This window comes from Leptospira kanakyensis (genome assembly GCF_004769235.1).
In the GTDB taxonomy this organism is placed as follows: domain Bacteria; phylum Spirochaetota; class Leptospiria; order Leptospirales; family Leptospiraceae; genus Leptospira_A; species Leptospira_A kanakyensis.
On sequence record NZ_RQFG01000010.1, the window covers coordinates 142,833 to 167,980 of the forward strand.

The following is a 25,148-nucleotide window of genomic DNA, read 5'->3' on the forward strand; positions in this document are numbered from 1 at the left end:
GAAATTCCTTATCTAGCTGTTTTACCACCGTCAACCGGTATGACAGCTCCTGTGATAAATGCTGCCCCATCAGTAGACAACCAGACACAAGTTTTGGCAACTTCTTCTGGAGTTGCCATTCTACCAAGAGCGTAAGATTTCATCCTTTCCTTTTTTACCTCTTCGGGGTTAGGAACATTTGCATAAAATACATCGTCCATTTCTGTTTGAATCCCACCAGGGCATAGGGCCACCACACGAATCCCGGCAGATCCGTACTCTAAGGCAGCAGACTTTGTGAGTCCGATGATCCCGTGTTTTGTCATGGAATAAGGACCCGCTTTTTCTTTTCCTCGAACACCCAATGCAGAAGAAACGTTGATGATGACACCACCTTTCCCTTGGCTTAGGAATTGTTTTAATTCAAATTGCATGGAAAGAAAGGTCCCTTTTAAGTTTACGTCCATCACAGAATCAAAAATATCTAATGGATAATCTGCCGTTGCTTTCAGAACTCCAGAGATACCTGCATTATTGACCGCAACATCAATGGATCCATATTTAGAAACAATTGATTCAACAAAATTACGAACTGCTTCCGATTGTGTGACATCACATCTAACAAACATTCCTGTCCCACCTTGTTTTTCAAGCAGGGCCAACGTTTCTTCGCCTTCTTGTTTCCTTCTTCCGCAAAACCCAACCACATAACCAGCGTTTGCAAATTCAAGAACAATGGATCTTCCTAGTCCCGAAGTTCCACCTGTCACTAATGCTACTTTTTTTCCGCTCATTGGATTTCCCTTTCTTCGATCAATCGTCCGTAACGATTGATTGCTTCCTTTACATTTGCACGGTCGAGTTCAGAAATGGATTCAAAACGAAACCCAGCAAAAAAGGTGTCTTCATTATTATCGTCTTCTTTAACCCATAATAAAATACAAGTTCCGTGAACGAAACCGACAATATCGAAATGCATAAAAAATTCAAGTTGCCCGCTATTGGCTAAATCACCCGGATGGATTCCAGAACACCGCACCATAAATCCGGAACTGGAAATATTTTCAATTGTGGAGACAATATTACGTCCGTTTTCCCTAACCGAAATATTGTTTTTAAATTGATCCAAAATTCGAAACCTCGGATCAATTTCATACACTTCTTCCTGCGTGCTTTTTAAGCGTTTGTATACTTTTAAGGGCAAGATACTAGCAGCCATTTCAATGCGAGTGATTTCTTGATTTTCCTGATAGGCAGTGATTTCCAACTTCGAATAATTCCAATACCCTGATTTGCTATATTTTAACTCTTTTGCAATGGCACGAAGTTTGATCGGCATATTCATCTTCGCATATTGGAAAAATTCCGAATTTAAATATAACAATAAAAAGGTGACACCTTCAAAGGGAACTTTTCCATACATGTGATTACAAGAAATTCCAAATTGTCTGGCAGCTTCTACAATCTGCATACCTGAAATATGTTTTAGATTGGGTGGTGAAAAAAATTTATGACTAGGAGGAACATAAAGATTTGCAAAAAAAGTATCTTTTTTAGGAATTTCTTCAAAGGGTTCGAAGATTGCGGAGATTTTTGACTTCTCTACATTCCCAACATAGTAGTCCCTACGTTTGATAATTTGAAGGATTCGAATTTCATCGGATTCGGTGACTTTATCGTTTAAAACATAACTCTGTAAATCTGAATCAAAATGGTAGAATGTACTAATAAAATCCTTTTGTGTATCATCGATATCCGCTTCTGCTAAAATTCTTTCAGCAGATTCTTTACGAATTCGATACGGAATGGTTTTGAGTTGGTAATGTGATCCACTAGTATCTTGTCTTTTTGCGTAGTATTGTAGCAGAAAGTCAATTTCTTCAGGTTTAAGTTTAGGAAAAACATGTTCTTCCATGACAACTGCAGTGATCATCCGAGGAAGAGCACGTCGTATGTTCGAAACAAAACTATCGTCTTGGAAATAGGTTCGAGTGTATCGTTTATCGAGAGGTAAAACTGCGGGGAATTCTTCTTTTTCAAAAACCTTCATATGAATCAACCGGAAATCTGTTCTAGGGTTCGTCCGTAGATTCCGATAGGATAGAATTCAGCGCAACTAAATTAACAAGGAATTGACAAATTTATGTCAAGTTCACCTAACTATAGTTACTGAACATGGTGCATAGTGCACAACACGATCAGATACACTTCCCATAATGAATCTTCCTAAAATTCCATGACCTCGGCTTCCAATCACAATTAAGTCTGCATTTTCTTTTTCAGCAAGTTTGCATATTTCTTCAGCAGGATATCCTTCTAGAATCACACGTTCCCATTTTACGGTTGTCTCATCCAAAATGGGATGTATTTTTTCAAAACGTTGCTCAGAGATCCATTTCACGCGGTCTTTGCCCGCAGGTGCTGCATCGTAATACCCTGGTAAAGGACCAAAATCCTCAATCACTTCCACGATATAACATTTTGCATTACTTGCTTTTGCGATTGCTAAACCAAATTCTAACGCTTTGGCAGAACTAGGAGAACCATCGATGGGGATGATCAGTTTTTGAATCAATTTTTCCATACAAGAATTCTACCATCTTCTCCCGTTTGGGAAAGTGAAATTCCTTTGATAAATGTCAAAATCTAATAATCAAAACCTGTTTTTATGCAAGCCGTTTGAGTGGGATTATTTTTTCCCACCCTCATCTTCTTTGGTTAAGTAATAAGCGGCAAGAATCGGCAATGTTGTGACAAGAATCACAAATACCGCAACCACATTTGTGACTGGCCTTTGTCTCGGACGAATGAATTCTGTTAACATCCAAATGGGAACTGTGGATTGTTGGCCCGCCGTAAACGTAGTCACAATCACTTCATCAAAGGATAATGCAAAGGATAACATTCCGCCAGCTAACAACGCTGTAGCGATATTTGGCAAAATCACAAATCGGAATGTTTGCCATGGGTTAGCACCTAAGTCCATGGATGCCTCTACCATAGAATGAGAACTTCTGCGAAGTCTTGCTAAAACATTATTATACACTGTCACAATACAAAAAGTGGCATGGGCAATCACAATGGTCCAAGTGCTAAACGGAATTCCAAAAAGAGACATGGCAGACCGAAGAGAAATCCCTGTCACAATTCCCGGCAAAGCAATCGGCAGAATCACAAGAAAGGAAATCACTTCTCTTCCAAAAAACTTACTACGATACACAGCAAGGCAAGCCAAGGTTCCAAGGATGATAGCCATAATTGTTGAAATGGTAGCAACTTGTGAAGAAAGGATAATGGCTTCCCAAATATCATTTCTTTCCCAAGCTACCCCAAACCACTTGAGTGTAAATCCTGGTAACGGAAATTGGAATGTTTTTTCATCTGTAGAAAAAGCATACATGATGATGATAAAGAGAGGGATATGAATAAAGAGGAACCCAAGGGTGGTGGCAACTTTTAGTCCGATGGTTCCGAGATTCCATTTAGAGGGCATCAAAGGCTCCTAATCGTTTTGCGATCATGAGGTAAACCATCATAATGATGATGGGGATTACAGAAAAAGCAGCCGCCAAAGGGATGTTACCTGCTGTTCCTTGGTGTGTATAAACCGCCATCCCAATAAAATAACTGGAGTTTCCAATGATGGTAGGGATGATATAGTCACCTAATGTGAGTGAGAAGGTAAAAATAGAACCCGCCACCACTCCCGGAAATGCTAATGGCAATATCACTTTTCGAAAGGTTTGAGAAGGCCCACCGCCCAAATCGGAGGATGCCTCAAGTAAGGATTTAGGAATTCGTTCTAATGATGCTTGGATCGGAAGGATCATATAAGGAAGCCAGATATAAACAAAAACAAGAAACATTCCAATGTAAGAGAATGACAAAGAAGTTCCACCAATCACAGGAATGGAAAGAATCACATCGAGCACATGCAGAAGCCCAAGTTCGTTCAAAATCCATGTAAGGATTCCTTCTTTTGCCATAATCAGTTTCCAGGAGTAAACTTTCACAAGATAACTCGACCAAAGAGGTAACATCACTCCCAAATATAAAATGGGTTTTAGTTTAGGACCAGCATACATCGCCATATAATAAGCAATCGGAAAGGCAATGATGGCACTCACAATCGTAACAGTAAAAGCCATGGTTGTCGTACGAATGATGATATCCCAATTCGTACTTTGGCGAAACAGATCATAATAAGATTCTAAAGTAAATTCTCGTTTGATCACTCCTGAGAAAGAATCAATGGAGAAAAAACTTTGGATGAGGAGAGTGAAAAGCGAACCCAAGTACACAACCCCAAGCCAAATGAGAAGGGGTGCGAGTAATAAAAAGATCGCAAGGCCTTTCCGATAGAATAAAAAGGTAAAAAACTTATCAAAGGTACTAGTCATTTACAAATCCTTAAAGTAAATGCATGTCAGAATCTTTCCAACCTACAAGGACTTCGGAACCAACAGCAATGTTCTCTGCCGATATTTTTAGATTTTGAGTGGAAGCAATGATACGAGATCCATTCGGAGTTTCAAAATGCATTTTGGATGTGGCTCCCGAATACACTTGGCTTTTGAGAATTGCTTTAAAGGTTCTATATCCTGTGGAGTGATTGTCTTCTTTTGCGTTAGCAAATACATGGACTCGTTCTGGACGAATCATACCTTTTCCATTTTGACCCGTGAGCCTTTTGGTTTCTTCCACAGAAAGGATATTAGAAGTCCCTACAAAGTTGGCAACGAATTCGGTTTTTGGCCTGTCATACAATTCTTCTGGTGTCGCAATTTGCTCCACCTTACCTTTGTTAAAGACGGCAATTCGATCCGACATCGAAAGTGCTTCTTCTTGGTCGTGAGTGACAAAGATAAAAGTAATCCCTACTTCTTTTTGGATGGCCTTGAGTTCCAATTGCATCTCTTCTCTGAGTTTTAAATCAAGTGCACCAAGAGGTTCATCGAGAAGTAATACCCCTGGACGATTGATGAGGGCCCTTGCCAAAGCAATCCTTTGCCTTTGCCCTCCTGATAATTCAGAAGGTTTACGATTTCCCACATCGGGCAATCGAACCATAGCAAGCATCTCCGATACTCTTTGATTGATTTCGTTTGTATTTGTTTTTTTGATTTTTAATCCATACCCAACATTTTCCGCAACCGTCATGTGGGGGAATAAAGCATAGTCTTGAAAGACTGTGTTCACATTTCTTTTGTAAGGCGGGATGCCAGTGACATCAACACCTTCCAAAAGAACCCTTCCTGAAGTCGTATCCTGAAACCCTGCCACCATACGGAGACAGGTTGTTTTTCCCGACCCGGAAGGGCCTAACATCGAAAAGAATTCACCTTTTCTAATCCCGAAGGAGACATCATCCACCGCTATAAATTGGTCGAATTTCCTTGTTACATTTTGAAATTCAACATCGTAAACTTGGTCCATTCCTTCTCCTTCAGAACTTTTATAATGTTAGGATCTTATTTACTTCCAATGATGGAAATATAGTCTTCAGCCCATTTTTTGTAAGGTATACATTTTCTTCCACCGGAACAATCTTCTTTTGGAGTTCTCCAGAAAGAGATTTTTTCAAAGTTATTGAATCCGTTAACCGCACAACCTGTGTCTCCAAGAAGAGCGTTTCCTTTACAAGCAGAAGGAACAGAAGGCACTGATCCAAACCAAGAAGCAAGGTCTCCTTGTACTTTTGGAGAAAGTGAATGTTCTAACCATTTGTATGCACAGTTTACGTGTTTTGAATCTTTATGAAGCATTGTGCTGTCTGCCCAACCAGTCGCACCCTCTTTCGGAACGATAGAAGCTACCGGTTGTTTTTCACTGACAAGTAAGTTCACTTGGAATGGCCATGTAGAAGAAGCAACAAGTCCTTCTTTTTTAAAGTCATCCACTTGTACCATCGCATCATGCCAATACTTTGGAACGAGTTGTCTTTGTTTTTTTAATAATTCAATGACGGCTGCATATTGTTTCTCATCCAATTCATAAGGATCTTGGATTCCAAGTTCTGGTTTAGCTTGTTTTAAATATAAAGCAGCATCTGCAATGTAGATTGGACCATCAAATGCTTGTACGCGACCTTTGTTTGATTTTCCATCAGCCAATACTTGTTCTTCAAAAACAACATTCCAACTAGTTGGTGCTTTTTTGAAAACTTTAGTATTGTACATAAGAACGTTTGGACCCCATTGGTAAGGAACACCGTAATGTTTTCCTTCCACTGTATGCCAAGGAGCATTTTGCAAACGAGAGTCTACGTTTTTCCAACTAGGGATAAGGTCTGTATTGATTTCTTGAACCTTTCCACCAGCAACCAATCGTAACGATGCATCACCAGATGCAGTCACAAGATCAAATCCACCTTCATTCATGAGTGCTACCATCTCGTCAGATGTAGCGGCAGTTTTTACATTTACTTTACAGCCAGAACTTTTTTCAAATTCAGTGACCCAGTCATATCCTTTGTCTGTTTCACCACGTTCAATGTACCCCGGCCAAGCAACGATGGAAACTTCTCCTTCGCCTTGTCCGATTTCGGAAACCTTTGTTTCTTTTTTGCCGCAGGCAACCGCAAATGCGATTGAGAGAACTGCAACAGAAGAAATCACTCGTTTGTATGAATCGAATTTCATAAACCTATGTGCTCCTGGTTTTACTTATGTCAGGAATTAGATACCAAGAATTCAAAATTAAGCAACCACTTCCTAGGTTTTCAAAAAAAAGGTAGGAATTTTTCTGCGGTGGGATTTCGATGAAAGCACAGGTTTCGTATGAAATATATCAAAGATAAAGACCTTTTCCGACAAGAAAACTTCATCGGTGGGGTATGGTGCCCTGCAGAAAACAAAAAAGAAATTTTAGTACATAACCCCGCAAACGGCGAAATCATCGGAAACATCCCTCACTCCGAAGAAAAAGATACAGCGAACGCAATTCGTTCTGCGAAACTAGCACTTGCTGATTGGAAATCACGACCTGCAAAAGAAAGAGCAGGAATTTTACGCAAATGGTTCCAACTCATGATGGACAACCAAGAAGATTTGGCTCTCATCATGACACAAGAACAAGGAAAGCCACTAACAGAAGCTAGGGGAGAGATAGCTTATGCTGCATCGTACATAGAATGGTTCGGAGAAGAAGCAAAACGTTCTTATGGTGATATCATTCCTTCTCATAGAAAGGACACAAGGATTCTTGTTTTAAAAGAACCCATTGGTGTAGTGGGAACCATCACACCTTGGAATTTTCCAGCAGCCATGCTTGCAAGAAAAGTAGCTCCGGCACTCGCCGCAGGTTGCACTGTGGTGTCGAAACCAGCAGAACTCACACCCTACTCTGCACTAGCCATGGCAGTTCTTGCGGAAAGAGCGGGACTTCCTAAAGGCGTCTGGAACGTGTTAGTTGGTGATCCAATCAAAATTGGTAAAACCATTTTAGAAAGTAAAGAAGTTCGTAAACTGAGTTTTACAGGTTCCACAAATACAGGAATTTATTTGATGGAAAAATCAGCTGCTACCTTAAAAAAACTCTCACTCGAGTTAGGTGGGAATGCACCATTTATTGTTTTTGAAGATGCCGACATGGATGAGGCCGTGAAAGGTGCCATGCTTTCTAAATATAGAAATACAGGACAAACTTGCGTTTGTGTGAATCGTTTTCTTGTCCAGGCATCCGTCGCTGAAGTGTTTGCAAAAAAATTGGCAGACAAAGCCAAGGAGCTAGTGGTTGCCAATGGAATGGAACCGAACGCACAACAAGGCCCACTCATAAACGATGCGGCTCTCGAAAAAGTAAAATCTCATATTTCCGATGCGGTTTCCAAAGGAGCAAAAATTCTCACTGGCGGAAAAGAACATACCCTCGGTGGTAATTTTTTTGAACCGACTGTGCTTTATCCCGTAAACTCTTCCATGGTTGTCACAAAAGAAGAAACCTTTGGTCCAGTCTCTTGTATCCAAACCTTCCAAACCGAAGAAGAAGCTGTCCAATTGGCCAACGACACAGACTTTGGACTCGCTTCTTATTTGTATACAAAAGACATGGCTAGACTTTTTAGAGTCGCCGAACAACTGGAATACGGAATGGTGGGAATTAACGAAGGACTCATTTCTTCAGAACAAGTTCCCTTCGGTGGTGTCAAATTCTCTGGAATGGGACGAGAAGGCTCTAAATACGGACTCGATGATTATACAGTAACCAAATATCTCTGCCTCGGAGGAATCACATGACGGGCAATCAAAAACAAAGCAACCAAACCCTTTGGGAAAGAAGACTTGCAAACGTACCGCGAGGTGTTACAACCGCCTATCCAGTGTTTGCCGAAAAAGCAAAGAATGCAGAAATTTGGGATATTGAAGGAAAACGGTTCATTGACTTTGGGGGTGGAATTGGTGTCCAAAACACTGGCCATTGCCATCCGAAAGTAGTCGCTGCCATCCATAAACAAGTGGACCAAGTGCTTCACACTGCCTTTCAAATTATGCCTTATGAACCTTATATCGTTCTTGCAGAAAAACTAAATGCCAAAGCACCGATTGAGGGAGGAGCAAAAACCATCCTTTTCTCTTCCGGTGCCGAAGCTCTAGAAAACGCCGTAAAAATTGCAAGAGCCGCTACGGGACGACCAGGGATCATTAGTTTTCTCGGTGGATTTCATGGAAGAACCATGATGGCCCTGGCTCTCACAGGAAAAGTAGTTCCTTATAAAAAAGGTTTTGGCCCCTTTGCAAGCGATGTTTACCACATTCCTTTTCCTATGGAATACCATGGTGTGACAGAAGACGACTCTATCAAAGCCCTAAACAATTTGTTCAAAGCAGACATTGATCCTTCTCGAGTGGCGGCCATTGCCATCGAACCCGTGCAAGGTGAAGGTGGATTCTATATTGCCTCTCCAAGTTTTTTAAAAAAACTCAGAGCCATTTGTGATGAACATGGAATCCTTCTCATTGCTGATGAAGTACAGTCAGGGTTTGCAAGAACAGGAAAACTGTTTGCGATCGAACATTCAGGAATCAAACCAGACCTCATCACGACTGCAAAATCACTCGCAGCCGGGATGCCTCTTTCTGCCGTGATCGGAAAAACTTCGATTATGGATGCAGTAGAACCTGGGGGACTCGGCGGAACCTATGCCGGAAACCCAGTCGCTTGTGCAGCAGGAATTGCTGTGATGGATCTCATCGAAGAAGAAGGGATTTTAGAAAAATCAGTCAAACTCGGAAAACTATTGGTAAGCGAACTAAACGAAATCAAAAAAACCTATCCTCATATTGGCGAAATACGCGGATTAGGTGCTATGGTTGCGTTTGAACTAGTAGAAAATGGGGACGCAAACAAACCATCTGCCGATTTAGCAAAAAAACTAACCGCCAAAGCATTAGAACATGGACTTGTTTTACTTTCTTGTGGTGTGTATGGAAACGTAATCAGAATCCTTGTTCCCATTACCGCAGAAGAGTCCATTGTCAAAGAAGGCCTAAGTATCATAACAAAATCACTAAAGGAAATTTAATACGGCATGAAAGAATATAAACTTTGGATTGATGGAAAGTGGACAAACACAAGCGGCGGGAAACTCATGGACATCGAAGATCCTGCCACGGGCAAAAAAATTGCCAAGGTAATTGATGCGAGTGTGGCCGATGTAGACAAAGCTGCCAAGGCAGCTCACAAAGCATTTTATGATGGAAGATGGTCAGGGATTACTCCAGGCGAACGATCCAAAGCCATTTGGAAACTTGCCGATCTTTTAGAAGAAAAAACCAAAGAGTTTGCAAAAGCCGAATCTCTCAACGCAGGAAAACCTTATAAAAACTTAAGCCTTGCCGGAGACATTCCTTTTGCTGTGGATAACATTCGGTTTTTTGCAACGGCAGCTCGTGATGTTCATGGAAGTCGTGCCAACGAATACCAACCAGGATACACATCCATTTTACGCAGAGAACCTGTGGGTGTGGTGGGGCAAATTGCTCCTTGGAACTACCCTCTTCTTATGGCCGTTTGGAAATTTGGACCCGCACTTGCCGCAGGTTGCACTGTTATTTTAAAACCAGCTCCAGGAACTCCCATCACCTCTCTTATGTTAGCCGAGCTAACAAAAAAAGCAGGAATCCCTGATGGTGTGATTAATATTGTCACCGGTGGAAATGCCACAGGCCAAGCGATTGTTGACCACCCCCTAGTCAGAATGGTTTCTCTTACCGGATCCACGGGAACGGGAAAAAACATCATGAAGTCGGCTTCTGATTCCTTAAAACGAGTGCATTTGGAGCTCGGAGGAAAAGCCCCACTTCTAGTTTTTGATGATGTGGATGTAAATCTTTTTGCCGCCAAAGCAGCGTTTGGTGCCACTTGCAATTCAGGACAAGACTGCACTGCTGCCACAAGAATCATTGTTCCCAAAGCCTTACAGAAAAAAATCACCGACTCTGTTGTGGATGCAATGAAAGCAGTAAACATGGGTGATCCTTTTAATGATAAAACAGAAATGGGCCCACTCATCTCTGCCATCCACCGCGAACGTGTCCTCGGGTTTATGGATCGTGCCAAAAAACAAGGGGCAAAAATTCTTACCGGTGGTGTCATACCGAAGGGCCTAGGCAAAGGATACTTTTTTGCACCGACTGTCATCACTGATGTCAAACAAAACTATGACGTAGTGCAAAACGAAATTTTTGGACCGGTTCTCACCATCCAATCTTACGATAAAGAAGATGAAGGGATTCGGCTTGCAAACGATGTCAACTATGGCCTTGCCTCTTCCATTTGGACAAAGGATATAGCGCGTGCTATGCGAGTTGCCAAACAGTTTGAATTTGGAACGGTTTGGGTGAACGATCACTTACCGCTTGCATCCGAAACTCCTCATGGTGGATTCAAACAATCAGGATTTGGAAAGGATCTCTCTATCGAATCTGTGGGTGATTATCTAATCACCAAACATGTAATGGTAGGCGGGGTTTAGATTCTTTAAAACAAATAGAAACAGTCGGATGTCTAAGGGATTATGGCATCCAAAACGAATCCGATTGTTTCTATATTTCAATGGTTAGCACCAAGATTCCATCTCTTTGATGATCTGGACAAAACGGGGACAATCGAGTCTGTCCAAAAAGGAGCCGAATTAAAAGGATCCAACCTCTGGACTTTGATATTTGCTATTTTTATTGCAAGCATCGGACTCAATGTTAACTCCACCGCTGTCATCATTGGTGCCATGCTCGTTTCTCCTCTGATGGGACCCATTGTAGGGATTGGATTTGCCGCCGCCACCAACGACTTTGACAATTTAAAAAAGTTCCTCCGCACATTGAGTGTGGCTACACTTGCGAGCATTGCCACTTCCTTTATTTACTTTTCCTTATCACCCATTAACGAAGCACAGTCGGAACTACTCGCAAGAACCTCACCAACCATTTATGACGCTCTCATTGCAATCTTTGGTGGTGCCACAGGAATCATTGCCAATACGAGAAAAGAAAAAGGAACTGCCATTGCCGGTGTTGCGATTGCAACCGCCCTTATGCCCCCACTTTGTACGGCAGGTTATGGGCTCTCGCAAGGTAACTGGTCTTATTTTTTTGGTGCCACTTATCTTTATCTAATCAATTCCATCTTCATTGCCATCACTACTTTCATTTTTGTGCGGTACATGGAGTTTCCAAAAGTAAGTTGGGGTTTGTACAAAGACAAAGAAAGAAAAGTAAAAATTTATTTAGGTTTATTTACCCTCATCCTACTCATTCCATCCATCTTCACTGCCTATCAAATTGTTAGGACTTCCTACTTTAAAGGAAAAGCAGAAGAATTCATTCGTAATGAAATCATGGTTGATCACCGGCGCGTTTTGGAAAAAGAAATTATATACAAGAAAGATCCGACCATTGAACTCACCATCATTGGCCCCAAAATCGATGAGACCCAAGAAAAAGAATTACAAAAGAAATTAAAATACTATAATCTAACAAATACAAAACTTGTCCTACACCAAGACATATCCACGACAAATGTAGATAAATTAAAATTTGAAATCCTTTCCGAAGTCTACAAAAAACAAATGGATTTCGGCCAAGGGAATACGGAGATGATCTCAAAAGAGATTCAGATTTTTTTCCCGAGTCTAATTTCTGCTAGTTTTACAAAAACCAAAAAGTTCGATATGAATCAAAACTCATACGTGGATATAAATCTTTTTGATTCGGAATGGACAAAACTCCCCACCTCAAAAGAAAAAACTCAATTGGAAAGGTACATTCAACTACGAACGGGAGAGAAACAAATTGAATTGATTACGAGAGAAGTTTCCAAAAACTAAATTCGATATTAAACAATTTGTCAAATCAGTGTTTGTATTGTGAGTGTATCTAAACTAAAGCGGCTTGTTTTAAAAAGTCTTTGAACGTATCGATGTCTTTTGTGAAAAATACTGGTTTGGGTGCTTTTGTTTCCTTTAATAGAAAAACAATCCCTTGGTTGTGGAGAACCACTTGTTCTAATTCTTCTGGTGTGTATGTATAAGTAACGTTTCCGGAATGAAACAAAAACTTCCCATTTTCTTCGCGTAATGATCCTGAGCCAATCCGTTTGAAATTCTTTAGTCCATCTTCCATCACATCGATGTCCGTTGACTCTTCACCAAACGTCAGTTTACCGGAATAATCCAAAAACAAAGTTCCCTCAATTTGGAACCTGCTTTCTTTCGGAGGCGGTGGTTCCTGTTCCAAATTTCCATCCCCAGTGGGAAGTAAAACTTCAGATTTTTGGACTACCGAAGGAGTGACCTCTTCAGGCAAAGAATAGGAAAGATGTCTGTCATCGGAAATCGCTCGTTCCCTTCGGATCCTTTCATCCAATTGCGGTGAAACAGAGGGTGCAGAAGGCATTCGATATTGACCCGAATTTTGGGGTTTCCGTGTCGGGTAGGCTGCGGGTTTGGATTTTTGCGGGGATAGGGCTACGTATAAAAAACATAGGACACCCACAAAGATCATAGCAAAGGCAGCAAACAACATACTACCTATATTATCTTGCCAAACGACGATTCCCTTGATCACATTTTTTCTTTACAAGGGCTTCGGAAACGGAAACGCTTCCTTTATGTTCGAAGAAGAACCCTCTACCCTCAAAGAAAAAATCTATCGTGCGATTATTGCTGTCTTTTTATTCATTTTAGTCGGAACCCTGATCATCACCTTTTTGCCTGGGGACGCCGAACAAAGCCTTGTGGGCGCCATCACAGGCCAAAATTCTACCAAAGCAGGGACAATTGCTGGCCGAAGCATCCCGGTAGACTACTTCAATGCTGCTAAACGTGATTGTTATTACCGGTACCAACAATACGGCAGAGAAACGGCGCAAAATCCCGAACTTTTGAATTCTTGTGCTTTCTCCACGGTTAAGGAAATCTTTATCGCCAATGACATTGCCACTGCTGTGGGTTTCCAAGTATCGGAAATCAGCATCAAACGTGAGATGTCCAAACAAGCAAGAGAAGTTCATAAAGAATCGGTTTCTCAAGCTGGGTACGGAGAAGAAGATTCTCGTTCCCTCTCCGAAATTTACCAACAAATTTACCGTTCTGCTCCAATGAATTACCGCATTGATACGGCTACGGGATATGCACTCTATCCAAACTTTCTAGAACAACCACTGGCTCCAACAGAGAATGAAGCAGAGTTAGAAGACGAAGCCAAACGTGCCAAAATCTCTTTCCGAGTGGTTGCGATATCCGAAGTCAACCTTTTGAATGCAGTAGAATCTAAGATCAAAATTACTGACGAAGAACTTACCAAAGAATATGAGAAGGAAAAAAAGGATGGTTCTCTTTCCAAAGATCCTTCTGGAAACTTTGTTAGTTTTGAATCAAGAAAACCTCTCCTACTTTCCAAAATGAAATTTGATCGCAAAAGAAAAGAAGTAGAGGCTTGGAAAGGACGAATCGCCGCTAAAACTTCCGAACCGAATGCTCTGGAAGCCATTGCGACAGAAACCCTCCAACCCATTGAGACCGTATCTAATGTTTCTTTGTCTGACTTAAAACTGGTAACTTCCAATCGTGGCAATAGCTACCGTTTGGCGAACTCTGCAAAATTTTGGGAAACCCTCGCAAATGATCCTTTTGGCAAAAAAACGGTAGTAGGCCCTTTCTCTGACAATGACAAACAGGTCTATGTGGAATTTGGAGACCTAACTTACGGACAAACCACAGCCAAAAAACCAGCGGATCAGGCTGCAGATTTTTTGAAACAAAGGCAACTTCTTAGCTTTTTTCTTGAAATAAACCAGTCCATAGCAGCAGAATACAACGTAGAGAAAAAAGGCCTTCTCTCTTTAGAATAAATGCAAATTAAAGCCGACTTCATCAACCCGTTCCTGGAAGCAGCCACCATCGTTTTTCGCGATGTGTTACAACAGGATCTCATCCGAGGCAAAATCGGAATCAAGGATTCTCCTGCACCGAGCCATGAAATTGCAATCATCATCGGTGTGGTGGGTTCATTCAGTGGTGAAGTCGTTTATAGTATGAATCTAGATGCGGCGTACAAAGTGTCCCGGAAACTAGTTCCTGGTCTTTCTGATGAAGACGTAAAAAACGAATACAAAGACATCCTCGGTGAGATTGCCAACATGACTACCGGTAATGCTATGAACATTTTTACCTCTGCAGGCCAATCGGTAGAAATTACAACACCTAACATCCAAGAAACAAACAACACTTCCGTTCGGTTCAACAAAAAACCAACACTCTCCATCAACTTATATTCTAAGTTTGGAAGAATTGAAGTAAACGTCGCAATCGCTTAAAATATATTTTTTAAATCGAAGAACCTAAAACCCGCAGTCGATCGCGGGTTTCTTTTCTAAAATCATATCCAGGCACGGGATTTTTTCCTTCCACTCCATTCATATAGAGTTGGTAGTATTTTAAAGCACGTTCCAAGTCTCTTTCCTCCCAACTACTTTCATACACTTTTCCCAAGTAATGATGAGCTGGAAGGAACTCTGAGGATTCTTTAAAATTTTTGATGATATTCACCAATTGGTGTGCCGCCGAACGAAATTCCTTTTTACGAATGAGAAGAATTGCCATCGCATAATGCGACCTAGGTGTGAGTTCAGGATGTTTTGGAAATTCAGTCACAAGTTTTAAATATTCTTTATATGCCTTTTCTTCTGAATCGGAATTTCCGATGCGATCCAAAGAACGTGCCAGTTCAAATTGTGTTTTGATTTTAAGGTCGGGGTCTTCTTGTTTTTCGACAAGACCCGAAGATTCTTTGTCCTTTCCATCCAAACCGAAAAGATTTGTGTTTTCCACTCTGGAAAACTTTGCCGCATCCCCTTCTTTGCCATAGGAATCAGCAAACTCGGATTCGGCGGACTTCTTTTGGTCTCTTGTCAAATAGGCCTTTCCTTTTTGGAAAGACGCCTGGGAAGGATCGATCACTTCCTTCTTTTTTTTCTTTTTATCTGCTGGTTTTGACTTTGTTGTAACGGACGCTTGATTTTCTACAACGGCAACATTTGAACCTGACTCGGCGTTGTTTGGATTGGAAACAGAAGTAAGTGTTTTAGAATTTGTGTTGGAACCCGAATCATCACTAGATAACCCATTGGAATTGTTCGTTACAGAATTTTCTTTTTTATCGGTACCGGAGTCTTGGTTCCAAGTTTCGGGAAAGGGTAAAAATAATTCTGTCGTTTCAGCCTGAATTTTAGAAGTGGCGCTAACAATCATGAGTAAAAAGAATAAAGAAATTCTCAAGAACAGCTCCAAACAAAAATACAAAACCTTCATCGTAGATTTTTTGGAATTCGTTCCAAACTTCTAGGTTTTCCAAGACCTTCATTCGATTCAGGTGGTTTTGGTAACTTTAAAGTTTCCAAATTCTTTTCTTCGTTTTTTGCCTTCACTTTTTTTTCTAAATCCGAAACCCGATCGAGCATCCTTTGCATACGAAGGTCTGACTCAGAATCGGAACCAGTGGCAGACTTTGAATCCTCTTTGGGTTGCATCGGTTGGACATCAATAGGAGCGGGAATCAAACCATCACCTGACGGAGTGTAGATGGGAGGAACCGATGTATCTTCTGCCTTTCTATTTCTGAAGTCGTATTCTTTTCCTAAAAAATCTTGTTCTTCAGGAATTGTATCGTGACTGTACCCATTGGATTCCCTTTCACTGATAAAATCAAATTGCATCCTACGGTTGGATTCGTATTTTAAATCTTCAGGATCGGACATACGAACATCTTTCCGTTTCCGATTGTAATCCCTTTCAATTTCCAAAAGAAACAAACTTCTTGTATCTTGAGCCAGTTGCATCCCTTGTGGTTTGGCATTTTCCCAACCATTGGTCCAACCCACATAAATCGCCATAATGAGAAAAAATACAAAGAGTGAGATGGCGATTTTTTTGAGTAGGTCTTGGACTTGCGATGGAATTTTGTCTACGAGTCCATCCACAGCTCCCATCATCTTTTGGGTGTCTACATTGACTTTGGGTATATTTATATTTTTAATGTCCACTGGTTACTCTTCCGAAATTTTAAAGACTACCCTTCGGTTTGTCCCGCGACCTTCTTCGGTCTGATTGTCCGCTAATGGAACCGAGGGCCCATGTCCCATCACAGCAATCCGTGATTCTTCTATTTTATGTTTAGACTTTAAATAATTAGCAACCGAATTTGCTCTTTCCAGAGACAACTTTTGGTTGGCCGATTTGGTTCCCACATTGTCTGTGTGACCTTCAATTAAGATTTTCAAATTGGCCGATTTCCGTAAAATCCCTGCCAATCTGTCTAGTTCTGGTTCGGATTCTTTGGTGAGTTCGGCAGAACGGAAGGCAAAAAACAAATTGTTCATCACAATTTGGTTTCCTTTTTTCAATTTGGGCAGAACAAGGAGGACTGTTTTTTCTTTGTCTTCTTTTTCTTTTCCCACCAAATTGAGGTTTTGTGAGACAGGAAGGTATCCTTCTTTTTCTCCATAAAAGCCGTAGTTTTCTTCATAAGGAAGGATGATGCTAAATTCACCAGTGGTTGGATCACTCACAGTAGAGCCGATGGATTTTTTTCTAGTTAAAGATTCATACTGCACAAAAGCTGAAAGAGGTTTCCCTTCTTCATCTACCACTTTTCCTTTGATCACAACCACAGGTTCTGGTTGGAAATGATGAGGAATGGCAGCCATATACAATTCCCCTTCACGGGAAACATAAGCCCAGTTCCCAACCGCAGGAATGCTAAAAAAGTTAACACCTCTTAGGTTGGAAGATAACTCTTGCGGTTCTGACCATGAAGTCCAAGAATCGTTCAACCTTCTTGTAATAAAAATGGAAATCCCTTCTTTTCTTCCAGACGAAGAGAAATATAAGGTTTTGTCATCTGGGGCAAGAAAAGGTGCCATTTCTTCTTCACCGGTATTCAAAGTATTTCCTAAATTGATCCCTTCTTCAAATACACCAGAATCATTTTGTAAACTTACATACAAATCCAACTTACCAAAATTTTTCTTTTGTTGGGCAGAATAAAGCAGAGTCCGACCACTGGAAGCAAGAGCAGAGCCACCAAATACTTGTTGGTTGGGATTGTCTGATTTTCGATACCAATTATAAAAACTGGGAAAATTGATAGGAGTGGGCATAGACCAACCTGACTCAGTTTTATGTGTTTTGTATAAAGGAGCACGATTTTGAATTTTATCAGTTCGTTCTTTATATTCCGTTTCTAACTTTGTTAAAACAATATGAAACTCTTTTGGATTTTGCGCTTCTCTCGATGCAATTTGAGATTTATACATCATCTCTCGTTTTAGGTTGTCCAACATCTCTTCTTCACCAAAATTACCAAAAACAAAAAGTTCGTTCCCACCGGGAAGAGCCGAAATCACAGCGGAGGGAAATTTATTGTTCAGCGGTGTAGGAAGTTGTTCCCCTTGCATCCAAAATCCGTATTGGTCTCGTTTTGCGGCCCAAATTTTTTGGGTGGATCTCCCCCCTTCGCGAACAAGGGCAGTCCAAAACAAAATTTTTCCATCGGGAGTACACTGCGGGTTAAAAGAAAAAAGACCTCCCGTCACATAACGAGGGATTTTTTTCAAACTCCAGTCAGGTGTTTTTCCCGATTCAAATGGTTCTACTTCATAACGAATGGGATTACAGGTTTCGGATTGCACATCGCATAACATCCGTATCTTTTTCCCTGCCAAATAAGCCAACTCTTCCTGCAAAACACCACCGCTGATGCGGAATACTTGTTTGTCTGTTCGGAGGAGATGGCCGGTATTTAGGAGGTCCCCCTCCAAAACCTGGATTCCATTTTTTACACTTTGTGAGCTAATGAGCCCATTCCCGAAAAGGAGGAGAATGATGATGAGAATCCGTGCCATACCATACGAAATGTCGGTTGAAACCTCCGATTCCCTTAGAAAATTGACCTATGATCCAAGCTAGCGGCATTACAGTCTCCTTCGGGAAAAAACCTCTTTTCGAAAACGTCTCCATTAAATTCAAACCGGAATGCCGTTACGGTCTGATCGGAGCCAATGGTTCCGGAAAATCGACCTTTATGAAGGTTTTAGCGGGTATTTTGCAACCTACAGCCGGTTCTGTCGTCGTAGACAAGGACATGAAGGTCGGATACCTCAAACAGGACCACTACGAATACGAAAATGAGACCGTTCTTGGCACCGTCCTACGGGGAAATCCTGAACTTTGGAATGTCATGTCGGAGCGAGATGCCATCTACTCCAAAGAAGAGATGACCGATGAAGACGGAATGCGAATCTCCGAAATCGAAGAAATATTTGCCGATATGGGTGGATACGAAGCCGAATCTGTGGCTGGAGAACTTTTGGAAGGTCTTGGAATTCCTACCTCGGCTCACAACCGCCCTTTAAACTTCCTCACCGGTGGATTCAAACTCCGAGTCCTTCTGGCCCAAGTATTATTTTTAAAACCAGACGTCCTCCTTCTGGATGAACCAACGAACCACTTGGATATCAAAACCATCCACTGGTTGGAAGAACTTCTGACAAATTATGAAGGTGTGGTCATTGTGATTTCCCACGACCGTCACTTCATCAACTCCGTTGCCACTCATATTGCCGATTTGGATTACAATACCATCCGTATGTTCCCAGGTAACTACGATGACTTTATGATCGCAGCAGAACAAACTCGCGAACAACTCATGAGTGATAGTAAACGTGCAAAAGAAAAAATTGCCGACTTACAAGAGTTTGTTTCCAGATTCTCTGCAAACGCCAGTAAATCAAAACAAGCCACTTCGCGCCAAAAGATGATCGAAAAAATCAAAGGAGAAATGGTGGATGTAAAACCATCTTCCAGAGTGGCACCTTACATTCGTTTCAAAGCAAAACGAACTTTAGGAAAAGATGTATTCGAAGCAATCAACATCTCCAAATCTTATGATGAAAAACCCGTGATCAAAGAGTTTAGCACTTCCATCACCAAAGGGGAAAAGGTCGGAATTGTTGGAACCAACGGTGTTGGAAAAACCACTCTCCTGAAAATGTTACTCAAAAAATTAGAACCAGATTCTGGTCAGGTGAAATGGGGAGATTCCGTAGAAACTTCCTTTTTCCCACAAGACCATCGTGAGGCGATGGAACCGGATGCGGACACTCTCGTGGAATGGTTGTTACGTAACTCTCCACAAGGAACTGAAGTACAAGAAATTCGAGCCATCCTCGGACGAATGCTTTTTTCTGGAGACATGGCTAACAAATCGACTACGGTTCTTTCCGGTGGGGAAAAATCACGAATGATCATTGGAAAGATGATCCTTGCTTGTGATAACGTCATCGCACTCGACGAACCAACCAACCACTTGGATTTAGAAACCATTGAAGCACTCAACTACGCCTTATCCTTGTTTGAGGGAACAGTCATTTTAGTTTCTCACGATAGGGAGTTTATTTCTTCACTTTGTACAAGAATCATCGAAGTGACACCAGAAGGAATCAAAGACTTCAAAGGAAACTACGAAGAATTTTTGGAACGAGAAGGAAACGATTTCTACAAACGTCTGACTGGTGGTGCGGTAATCACAACTTAAAATTGTTTTTGCAGGGAAAGGTTGATCGATTGTATCTCCTTCCCTGCCATTAGTTCCGTTACCAAACTATAATCACCCTGACCAATCTTAAAACCCAAACTTCCATAACCAAATCCTGATCTGTGATTGTATCTTGTCGCAAGTCTGATACCGATGGCGCTAGGATTAGAAACAAAGTCGTCAGGATTTTCCATTGTAGAAATGGCGGCAAACCGAGTCACTTGTATGGCCGTATAACCATGATTATAAACAACGCCAATTCCAGGAATGATGGATAAAAATCCAATCGTATAGTTGTATTTTAAATCTAAAGAAACAGATGTAATTCTGGATTGATAAAACAAATCGTTTTGGCCAATCCATCTCCGTTTGTCTCCATCAATTCTAAACTGGGTAGGCCTTCTGTCATAAGAACTGAGATAAATATCCTGGTTGGTTTGAAAGACCCCCATCCCAACTGAAAATCCAGAATCAACAGGAAAATATCGAAGTACAACCCCATAATTAAATACCCTTCCATTCACATCCGTGTTACGAATTTTTACAAAAGGGATATTGGCCGCACCAAACTCATAAGGGAAAAAATGTGTGGTGAGATTCCACTGTTTCGCAGAAGATCCATTCAACCACTCTCCTAAATTCACAGTATAACTGAATGAAGGTGAGGCAGCCACTCCTGCCTTTGGCAAAGTTCTAAGTTCTGAATTTTCATAATAAAAATCACCTGCTTTCTCTTGACCGCGAGAGACCGTATACCCGAGTCCCAACCGGTATCGATTCACATTAGAGCCACCTGACTTGTTTGAATTCAAATTTTGTAATACCGCATTGTCCCCCATGGAACGAAGGAACCCATTCGTATACACACGATCAAAAACTGGTTCTGCAAAATTCCCTAGTATTTTAAATTCCATTGGAATGTTGGAACATTCGGCCCCTACACAAACTACTTGTGCTTCAAGTTTTGTTCCAATGAAAGAAATCAAAAAAACAAAAAATAATAGGGAATGGAAAAATTTCATAATGACTTGCGACATTTGTTCGCGATACAATCTAACTTTTGTTATTTTTGATTAGAAAGCCAATCTAAAAAAAGTTCCATTGCTTTTTTACGATGGGACACTGTATTTTTTTCTGATTCAGGAACCTCAGAAAACCGTTTGTGGAAAGGAGGATAGAAAAAAATAGGATCATATCCAAATCCATATTTTCCTTCAATGTCATAGTCAGCACTAATGATACCATCAACCCGGCCTTCAAATGAAACGGCGTTACCTGAATCAACATAACTCACTACGCAGGAATAGTATGCCTCACGATTTGTATTTCCACCTAACTTTTGTAAAAGAAATTCTGCCCGTTCCCTGTCTGTAAGGCCTGGACCACCGAATCTTGCAGAATAAACCCCTGGTTCTCCACCAAGAGCGGGAACCGAAATTCCCGAATCATCCGCAAAAGACGGAAGTCCTGTTAGACGAAAGAGTTCTTTTGATTTGATAAAAGAATTCCCAGTAAATGAGTTTTCCGTTTCTTCTGGGGAAAAAGATATTCCTAAATCTTTTGGGAGAACTACTTCATACCCGAAAGGTGCAAGTAACATCTGCATTTCCTTCCATTTGTGTTCACTTCCGGAAGCAAATGCTAAAGTCTTTTTTGTCAGTGGGAATCTTCCTCGTCGAGTTGGAATCCTTCCATAGCAGCAGATAAATCTGGAAAAATTTCAAACACCTTGTCGAGCATAGTAATTTCAAAGAGTTGGATCAAATCTTCGTCAACAACGATGACCTTGATATCACCATTCATTGGCTTTAACTTACGTTTGGTGGCGACAAAAATACCAAGAGCCGTAGAACAAATATGATGTACTTTGGTTAAATCTAGAATGATTTTTTTAACAGAGCTTTGTGTGAGTTTAGAAAGTTCTTTTTCAATTTCATCGGAATCAACCTTGAGGATGGCCCCAGAAAACTTTATAATCCTTATGTCATCCTTGACTTGAACATCCATTCGATTCAATCACCCCCACTTAACAGTAAAACTACGCAAGTTACCTTCCGAACACCAGCTTGTTTGTACAACCTAGCAATTTCGTTTACAGTGGCACCTGTCGTAAATATATCATCTACGATTAGAACATGAAGTCCTTCCATGATTCTATCACTTTTTGTGAATTCGAATGCCTTTTTTGCATGAAAAAAACGATTCTCAAACCCTAAAGAGGATTGTTTGTCCGCTGAAATCTTACGCAAATTAGTATCTCTCCTGATTTTCCAAAGTTTTTTCCATTTTTTGAGAAGGGCATCGGAAGCATGGTAGGGCCTGGGACTGGATTTAGGGGAAGAAGGAACGAGAGCGATTAGATCGGGCGGATCATCTTTCAAAAATTTTAAAATGGTTCTATGTCCCAAACAAAAATATTCGGAAAGTAACCTTTCATTTTCAAACTTTAAAGATTGGAAGAGTGACTTTTCAAAACTTCCCCTCTTCTGTAGATGGAAAGTCTGGTCGTAAAAAACAAATCGATCTGAGGGAGGATTTGTTTGTTTTTGGTTCAGAATTTGTTTTTGCGGTAGATAGTTTTGTTTTGCGCAAGATTTGCAAACCGCCATGATTTCCGAAAAAAAATCAAGGGAACCACAACTCACACAAAATTTGGGAAAAACAAAGGATAAAAAGAAAACCCCTCTCATAATGAAAGGGGTTTCTATCCGCTAGGTAGCGGTTCTATATTTTTTGGTAAACTTACTTAGCAGGTGTAGTTTCTGCCGGAGTAGGAGTTGTGTCTGCCTTTGGTGCTTCAGTTGATTTTTGGATTGTTGAAGTTGGAGGAGTTAAGTCTACAGTGAGTTTTACTTCCACCACGTCAGATTGGTTTCCAACATTATCAACAGCCATTGCTTTGATCACATGGTCACCTTGCGTTTCGATAGCAATTGCTTCTACGTATGGTTTGTATTCTTCTTCATCAACTTTTACTAAAACTTTTTTGATTCCAGATTCTTTATCAGTAGCATTCACATAGAATACATTCCCTTTTCTTTGGAAATTTTTTCCATTGATGTCAACAAGTGGAAAAGAAGGAACGATTTCTACTGTTGGTTTTACATCATCTACAGTAATGATTAGTGAAGATTCAGGAGAAGAGTTTCCTGATTTATCAGTTGCAGAATACTTTACTACGTTTGCTCCACCGTTTTCCAATTTGATTGGATCAGCATAAGCTTTAGCAGCTTCTTGGTTGATACTGAATTGAATTTTTTCAACACCAGTTTGTTGGTCTTCTGCTACAAGAGTGTATGTATTGTTTTTAGAAGCAAAAGGAACTCCGTCTAAAACAAAAAACTGTTCTTGAGGAACTAAACTCACTCTTGGAGCTGTGTTATCCACATGAACCACTAAAATTTTAGGAGTTTCTGCGTTTCCCACTTTGTCAACGGAACGGTAATATACTTCAGTAAGACCTTCTTCAGCAATACGAATTGGTTGTGTAAACTTTCTGTATTCGCCGTTTTTAGGTTTCCACTCAATAAAATCGATTGTGGAAGATTCGTCTTTTGCATCTAATGAAAAAGTAGTTTTACTTGTAATGAAAAGAGCAGATGCATCAGAAGTAGAAGTTCCTGATTCTTTTTTGTCACCCAATATGTCTTTTACAGTTGTCTCAACTTTATCAACACCGTCTTTGGCTTGAGTAGAAGTGGATTCTGTTTTTTTGATTGCCTGGTCTTTTGTGGAAGTAGTGGCTTTTGGTGCAGCAACCTGTGCTGAAATTTGGCCTGCGAAAGATATTGTCAGTATGGCCAAAAGATATTTGTGCGCCTGCATTTGTATAAGTCTCCTTTTTACAGATAAAACATATATATCCCCCTTCTAAGGAATTATTGTCAACATGATTGCACTGAGAAACTTCGGGAAACTTACACTTTTTCTTTTCCTATATGGAATGGTTCCGATTCTGGCTGAGGCCGGGATTTGGAGGGAGATTCTTCTCGAAAACTTTGAATTATCCAATTACAATGTGGAAAACTTACGTACAAAATTGGAAAAAGGAACTAAACTTCCGGAAATCACTCTTTCTACCAATTTTACTGCTCCCATCCCTGGATCCAAACAAGCCCTGGTCTTAAGAATTCCCAAAGATGCCAATTTCCCTTTTTCTTTATATTTCCCAAAACCCATTGAAGTGAATGCTTTCATCAAAGAAATCACCATTCCCATTTATTCTTCACAATCCAACGGGAACCTAACACTGATCATAGAATCACAAGATGCAGAAGTGAGACAACTCAACTTAACTTCTTTGAATTATAGAGGATGGAAATCCATCACCGTTTCCATATCCAAAAATTTTGATCAAAATGATCGAGTTTTTCTACAAAAGAGCTCCATTCGAATCCTTGGATTCTTTTATTTGCCTTATGAAAATAATGATCCCAACCAAGAAGTTCTTATCGCCATTGATGACATAACTGCCATTGTGCGAGATAAATACAGACCCCTTCGTAACAAAGAAATCCTCCTCGAAGACTGAATTTTCGTTAAATCGAACAAAGTCTTCGCTAAAAAAAAACTCTTTTCTTCCCAACCTCATGACCGAACCTGATCCTAAATGCAAATGGAACTGTCCCTAGAACAATACGAAACCCTGCTCAAGTTAGTATACATGGGAGATTGGGTCATTTCCACCTTGCAAGCCAAGGATCGCTCAGAAGACGAACCAGATACAGACTCTCGGTTTGCCGATGTGGTGCGTCATGTTTTTGCGCAGGCCGATCACGCGGGTCTAGGGAATATTGTCCAAATCGACCAAAACAACGGGGAACCATATTTAACTCGTGAATTTGAGGAAGAAAGTGGACTCGTTGATATTTTAGAAGACTACGAGGACGAAGTATTCTGGCAAGCTCTGATTGAAAGACTGGCACATAGAGATTTCCTCCGCCACTACGGGGAAACTGCCATTTCTCAAATGGCAATCGAAGAACGAATTGAAAAGGAAACTCCTTTTCATGACAAGTGGGCAACCGAATTCCACGAAAACGGTCTGGAAAATTTAAAAATCTAACCCAGCCGAATACA

The 25,148-nt window shown here is 40.7% G+C and carries 25 protein-coding genes; 9 read left to right on the forward strand and 16 right to left on the reverse strand.

All coding sequences use genetic code 11. From position 1 onward, the window contains the following. Positions 1-8 precede the first annotated feature (8 nt). The 7 genes from EHQ16_RS08590 to EHQ16_RS08620 all read right to left on the reverse strand — a co-directional run bounded on the left by EHQ16_RS08590 (position 9) and on the right by EHQ16_RS08620 (position 6,620). Positions 9-773, reverse strand: coding sequence for an SDR family NAD(P)-dependent oxidoreductase (locus EHQ16_RS08590; protein ID WP_135631549.1), 765 nt, complete (start codon positions 771-773; stop codon positions 9-11). After that, entirely contained in the window at positions 770-2,029 is a 1,260-nt protein-coding gene (locus EHQ16_RS08595; RefSeq protein WP_135631550.1) for an AfsA-related hotdog domain-containing protein, read from the reverse strand. The genes EHQ16_RS08590 and EHQ16_RS08595 overlap by 4 nt, the downstream gene beginning before the upstream one ends. Before the next feature lie 102 nt (positions 2,030-2,131). After that, positions 2,132-2,563: a universal stress protein gene (locus tag EHQ16_RS08600; protein ID WP_135631552.1), complete on the reverse strand. Its 432-nt coding sequence runs from the start codon at positions 2,561-2,563 to the stop codon at positions 2,132-2,134. A 105-nt stretch (positions 2,564-2,668) separates the two neighbouring features. Beyond that, entirely contained in the window at positions 2,669-3,472 is an 804-nt protein-coding gene (locus tag EHQ16_RS08605; RefSeq protein ID WP_135631554.1) for an ABC transporter permease, read from the reverse strand. Continuing rightward, positions 3,462-4,379 carry an ABC transporter permease gene (locus tag EHQ16_RS08610; protein WP_135631556.1) on the reverse strand — a complete coding sequence of 306 codons (918 nt, stop codon included), beginning with the start codon at positions 4,377-4,379 and terminating at the stop codon, positions 3,462-3,464. Before EHQ16_RS08610 ends, EHQ16_RS08605 begins: the two co-directional genes overlap by 11 nt. A 10-nt stretch (positions 4,380-4,389) precedes the next feature. Beyond that, a complete protein-coding gene (locus tag EHQ16_RS08615; protein ID WP_135631558.1) occupies positions 4,390-5,415 on the reverse strand; it encodes an ABC transporter ATP-binding protein in 1,026 nt (341 codons plus the stop codon). Between the two features lie 35 nt (positions 5,416-5,450). Then, positions 5,451-6,620, reverse strand: coding sequence for an ABC transporter substrate-binding protein (locus EHQ16_RS08620; protein ID WP_135631559.1), 1,170 nt, complete (start codon positions 6,618-6,620; stop codon positions 5,451-5,453). A 138-nt stretch (positions 6,621-6,758) separates the two neighbouring features. On the opposite strand from EHQ16_RS08620, the gene EHQ16_RS08625 reads away from it, so the two are divergent. From EHQ16_RS08625 to EHQ16_RS08640, 4 genes are read left to right on the forward strand one after another with little or no spacing between them, the layout of a single operon-like run. Then, a complete protein-coding gene (locus EHQ16_RS08625) occupies positions 6,759-8,216 on the forward strand; it encodes an NAD-dependent succinate-semialdehyde dehydrogenase (protein WP_135631562.1) in 1,458 nt (485 codons plus the stop codon). Further along, entirely contained in the window at positions 8,213-9,502 is a 1,290-nt protein-coding gene (gene gabT / locus EHQ16_RS08630) for a 4-aminobutyrate--2-oxoglutarate transaminase (protein ID WP_135631564.1), read from the forward strand. Before EHQ16_RS08625 ends, gabT begins: the two co-directional genes overlap by 4 nt. A 6-nt stretch (positions 9,503-9,508) precedes the next feature. After that, positions 9,509-10,954, forward strand: coding sequence for a gamma-aminobutyraldehyde dehydrogenase (locus tag EHQ16_RS08635; RefSeq protein ID WP_135631566.1), 1,446 nt, complete (start codon positions 9,509-9,511; stop codon positions 10,952-10,954). Between the two features lie 42 nt (positions 10,955-10,996). Continuing rightward, positions 10,997-12,304, forward strand: a complete 1,308-nt coding sequence (locus tag EHQ16_RS08640) for a DUF389 domain-containing protein (RefSeq protein WP_135631568.1) — start codon at positions 10,997-10,999, stop codon at positions 12,302-12,304. A 49-nt stretch (positions 12,305-12,353) separates the two neighbouring features. On the opposite strand, the gene EHQ16_RS08645 is transcribed toward EHQ16_RS08640, so the two are convergent. Continuing rightward, complete coding sequence (locus tag EHQ16_RS08645) at positions 12,354-13,043, reverse strand: LIC_11490 family protein (protein ID WP_244242005.1); 690 nt, start codon at positions 13,041-13,043, stop codon at positions 12,354-12,356. Positions 13,044-13,086: 43 nt separating this feature from the next. Here EHQ16_RS08645 and EHQ16_RS08650 point away from each other — a divergent pair, with 43 nt between their 5' ends. Beyond that, complete coding sequence (locus tag EHQ16_RS08650; protein WP_135631570.1) at positions 13,087-14,328, forward strand: hypothetical protein; 1,242 nt, start codon at positions 13,087-13,089, stop codon at positions 14,326-14,328. After that, positions 14,329-14,793, forward strand: a complete 465-nt coding sequence (locus EHQ16_RS08655) for a chemotaxis protein CheX (RefSeq protein WP_002974575.1) — start codon at positions 14,329-14,331, stop codon at positions 14,791-14,793. It begins immediately after the preceding gene. A gap of 10 nt (positions 14,794-14,803) precedes the next feature. On the opposite strand, the gene EHQ16_RS08660 is transcribed toward EHQ16_RS08655, so the two are convergent. The 3 genes from EHQ16_RS08660 to EHQ16_RS08670 are packed head-to-tail and all read right to left on the reverse strand — an operon-like array spanning position 14,804 to position 18,378. Next, positions 14,804-15,727 carry a tetratricopeptide repeat protein gene (locus EHQ16_RS08660; protein ID WP_244242022.1) on the reverse strand — a complete coding sequence of 308 codons (924 nt, stop codon included), beginning with the start codon at positions 15,725-15,727 and terminating at the stop codon, positions 14,804-14,806. A 56-nt stretch (positions 15,728-15,783) separates the two neighbouring features. After that, positions 15,784-16,518 (reverse strand): LIC_11485 family protein, encoded by a 735-nt coding sequence (locus EHQ16_RS08665; RefSeq protein WP_135631574.1) that lies wholly within the window; start codon positions 16,516-16,518, stop codon positions 15,784-15,786. A 3-nt stretch (positions 16,519-16,521) separates the two neighbouring features. Beyond that, positions 16,522-18,378 (reverse strand): OmpA family protein, encoded by a 1,857-nt coding sequence (locus tag EHQ16_RS08670; RefSeq protein WP_135631576.1) that lies wholly within the window; start codon positions 18,376-18,378, stop codon positions 16,522-16,524. Between the two features lie 50 nt (positions 18,379-18,428). On the opposite strand from EHQ16_RS08670, the gene EHQ16_RS08675 reads away from it, so the two are divergent. Next, a complete protein-coding gene (locus EHQ16_RS08675; protein ID WP_135631578.1) occupies positions 18,429-20,069 on the forward strand; it encodes an ATP-binding cassette domain-containing protein in 1,641 nt (546 codons plus the stop codon). On the opposite strand, the gene EHQ16_RS08680 is transcribed toward EHQ16_RS08675, so the two are convergent. The 5 genes from EHQ16_RS08680 to ompL47 all read right to left on the reverse strand — a co-directional run bounded on the left by EHQ16_RS08680 (position 20,066) and on the right by ompL47 (position 23,894). Beyond that, positions 20,066-21,106 carry an Lsa36 family surface (lipo)protein gene (locus EHQ16_RS08680; RefSeq protein WP_244242006.1) on the reverse strand — a complete coding sequence of 347 codons (1,041 nt, stop codon included), beginning with the start codon at positions 21,104-21,106 and terminating at the stop codon, positions 20,066-20,068. The two genes, EHQ16_RS08675 and EHQ16_RS08680, sit on opposite strands and share 4 nt — an antisense overlap. A gap of 26 nt (positions 21,107-21,132) precedes the next feature. After that, the gene (rdgB, locus tag EHQ16_RS08685) at positions 21,133-21,729 is read right to left on the reverse strand and encodes an RdgB/HAM1 family non-canonical purine NTP pyrophosphatase (RefSeq protein WP_135631582.1); all 597 of its coding nucleotides are present in this window, start codon (positions 21,727-21,729) and stop codon (positions 21,133-21,135) included. Further along, the gene (locus tag EHQ16_RS08690) at positions 21,726-22,076 is read right to left on the reverse strand and encodes an STAS domain-containing protein (protein WP_002974559.1); all 351 of its coding nucleotides are present in this window, start codon (positions 22,074-22,076) and stop codon (positions 21,726-21,728) included. Before EHQ16_RS08690 ends, rdgB begins: the two co-directional genes overlap by 4 nt. A gap of 5 nt (positions 22,077-22,081) precedes the next feature. Then, positions 22,082-22,678, reverse strand: coding sequence for a ComF family protein (locus tag EHQ16_RS08695; protein WP_244242008.1), 597 nt, complete (start codon positions 22,676-22,678; stop codon positions 22,082-22,084). Positions 22,679-22,811: 133 nt separating this feature from the next. Further along, on the reverse strand, positions 22,812-23,894 hold the full coding sequence (gene ompL47, locus EHQ16_RS08700; RefSeq protein WP_135631587.1) for a multi-beta-barrel domain surface protein OmpL47: 1,083 nt from the start codon (positions 23,892-23,894) through the stop codon (positions 22,812-22,814). A gap of 64 nt (positions 23,895-23,958) precedes the next feature. On the opposite strand from ompL47, the gene EHQ16_RS08705 reads away from it, so the two are divergent. Beyond that, entirely contained in the window at positions 23,959-24,600 is a 642-nt protein-coding gene (locus tag EHQ16_RS08705; RefSeq protein WP_135631589.1) for a flagellar filament outer layer protein FlaA, read from the forward strand. 84 nt (positions 24,601-24,684) lie between these two features. Continuing rightward, a complete protein-coding gene (locus EHQ16_RS08710; RefSeq protein ID WP_244242009.1) occupies positions 24,685-25,134 on the forward strand; it encodes a hypothetical protein in 450 nt (149 codons plus the stop codon). Positions 25,135-25,148 lie beyond the last annotated feature (14 nt).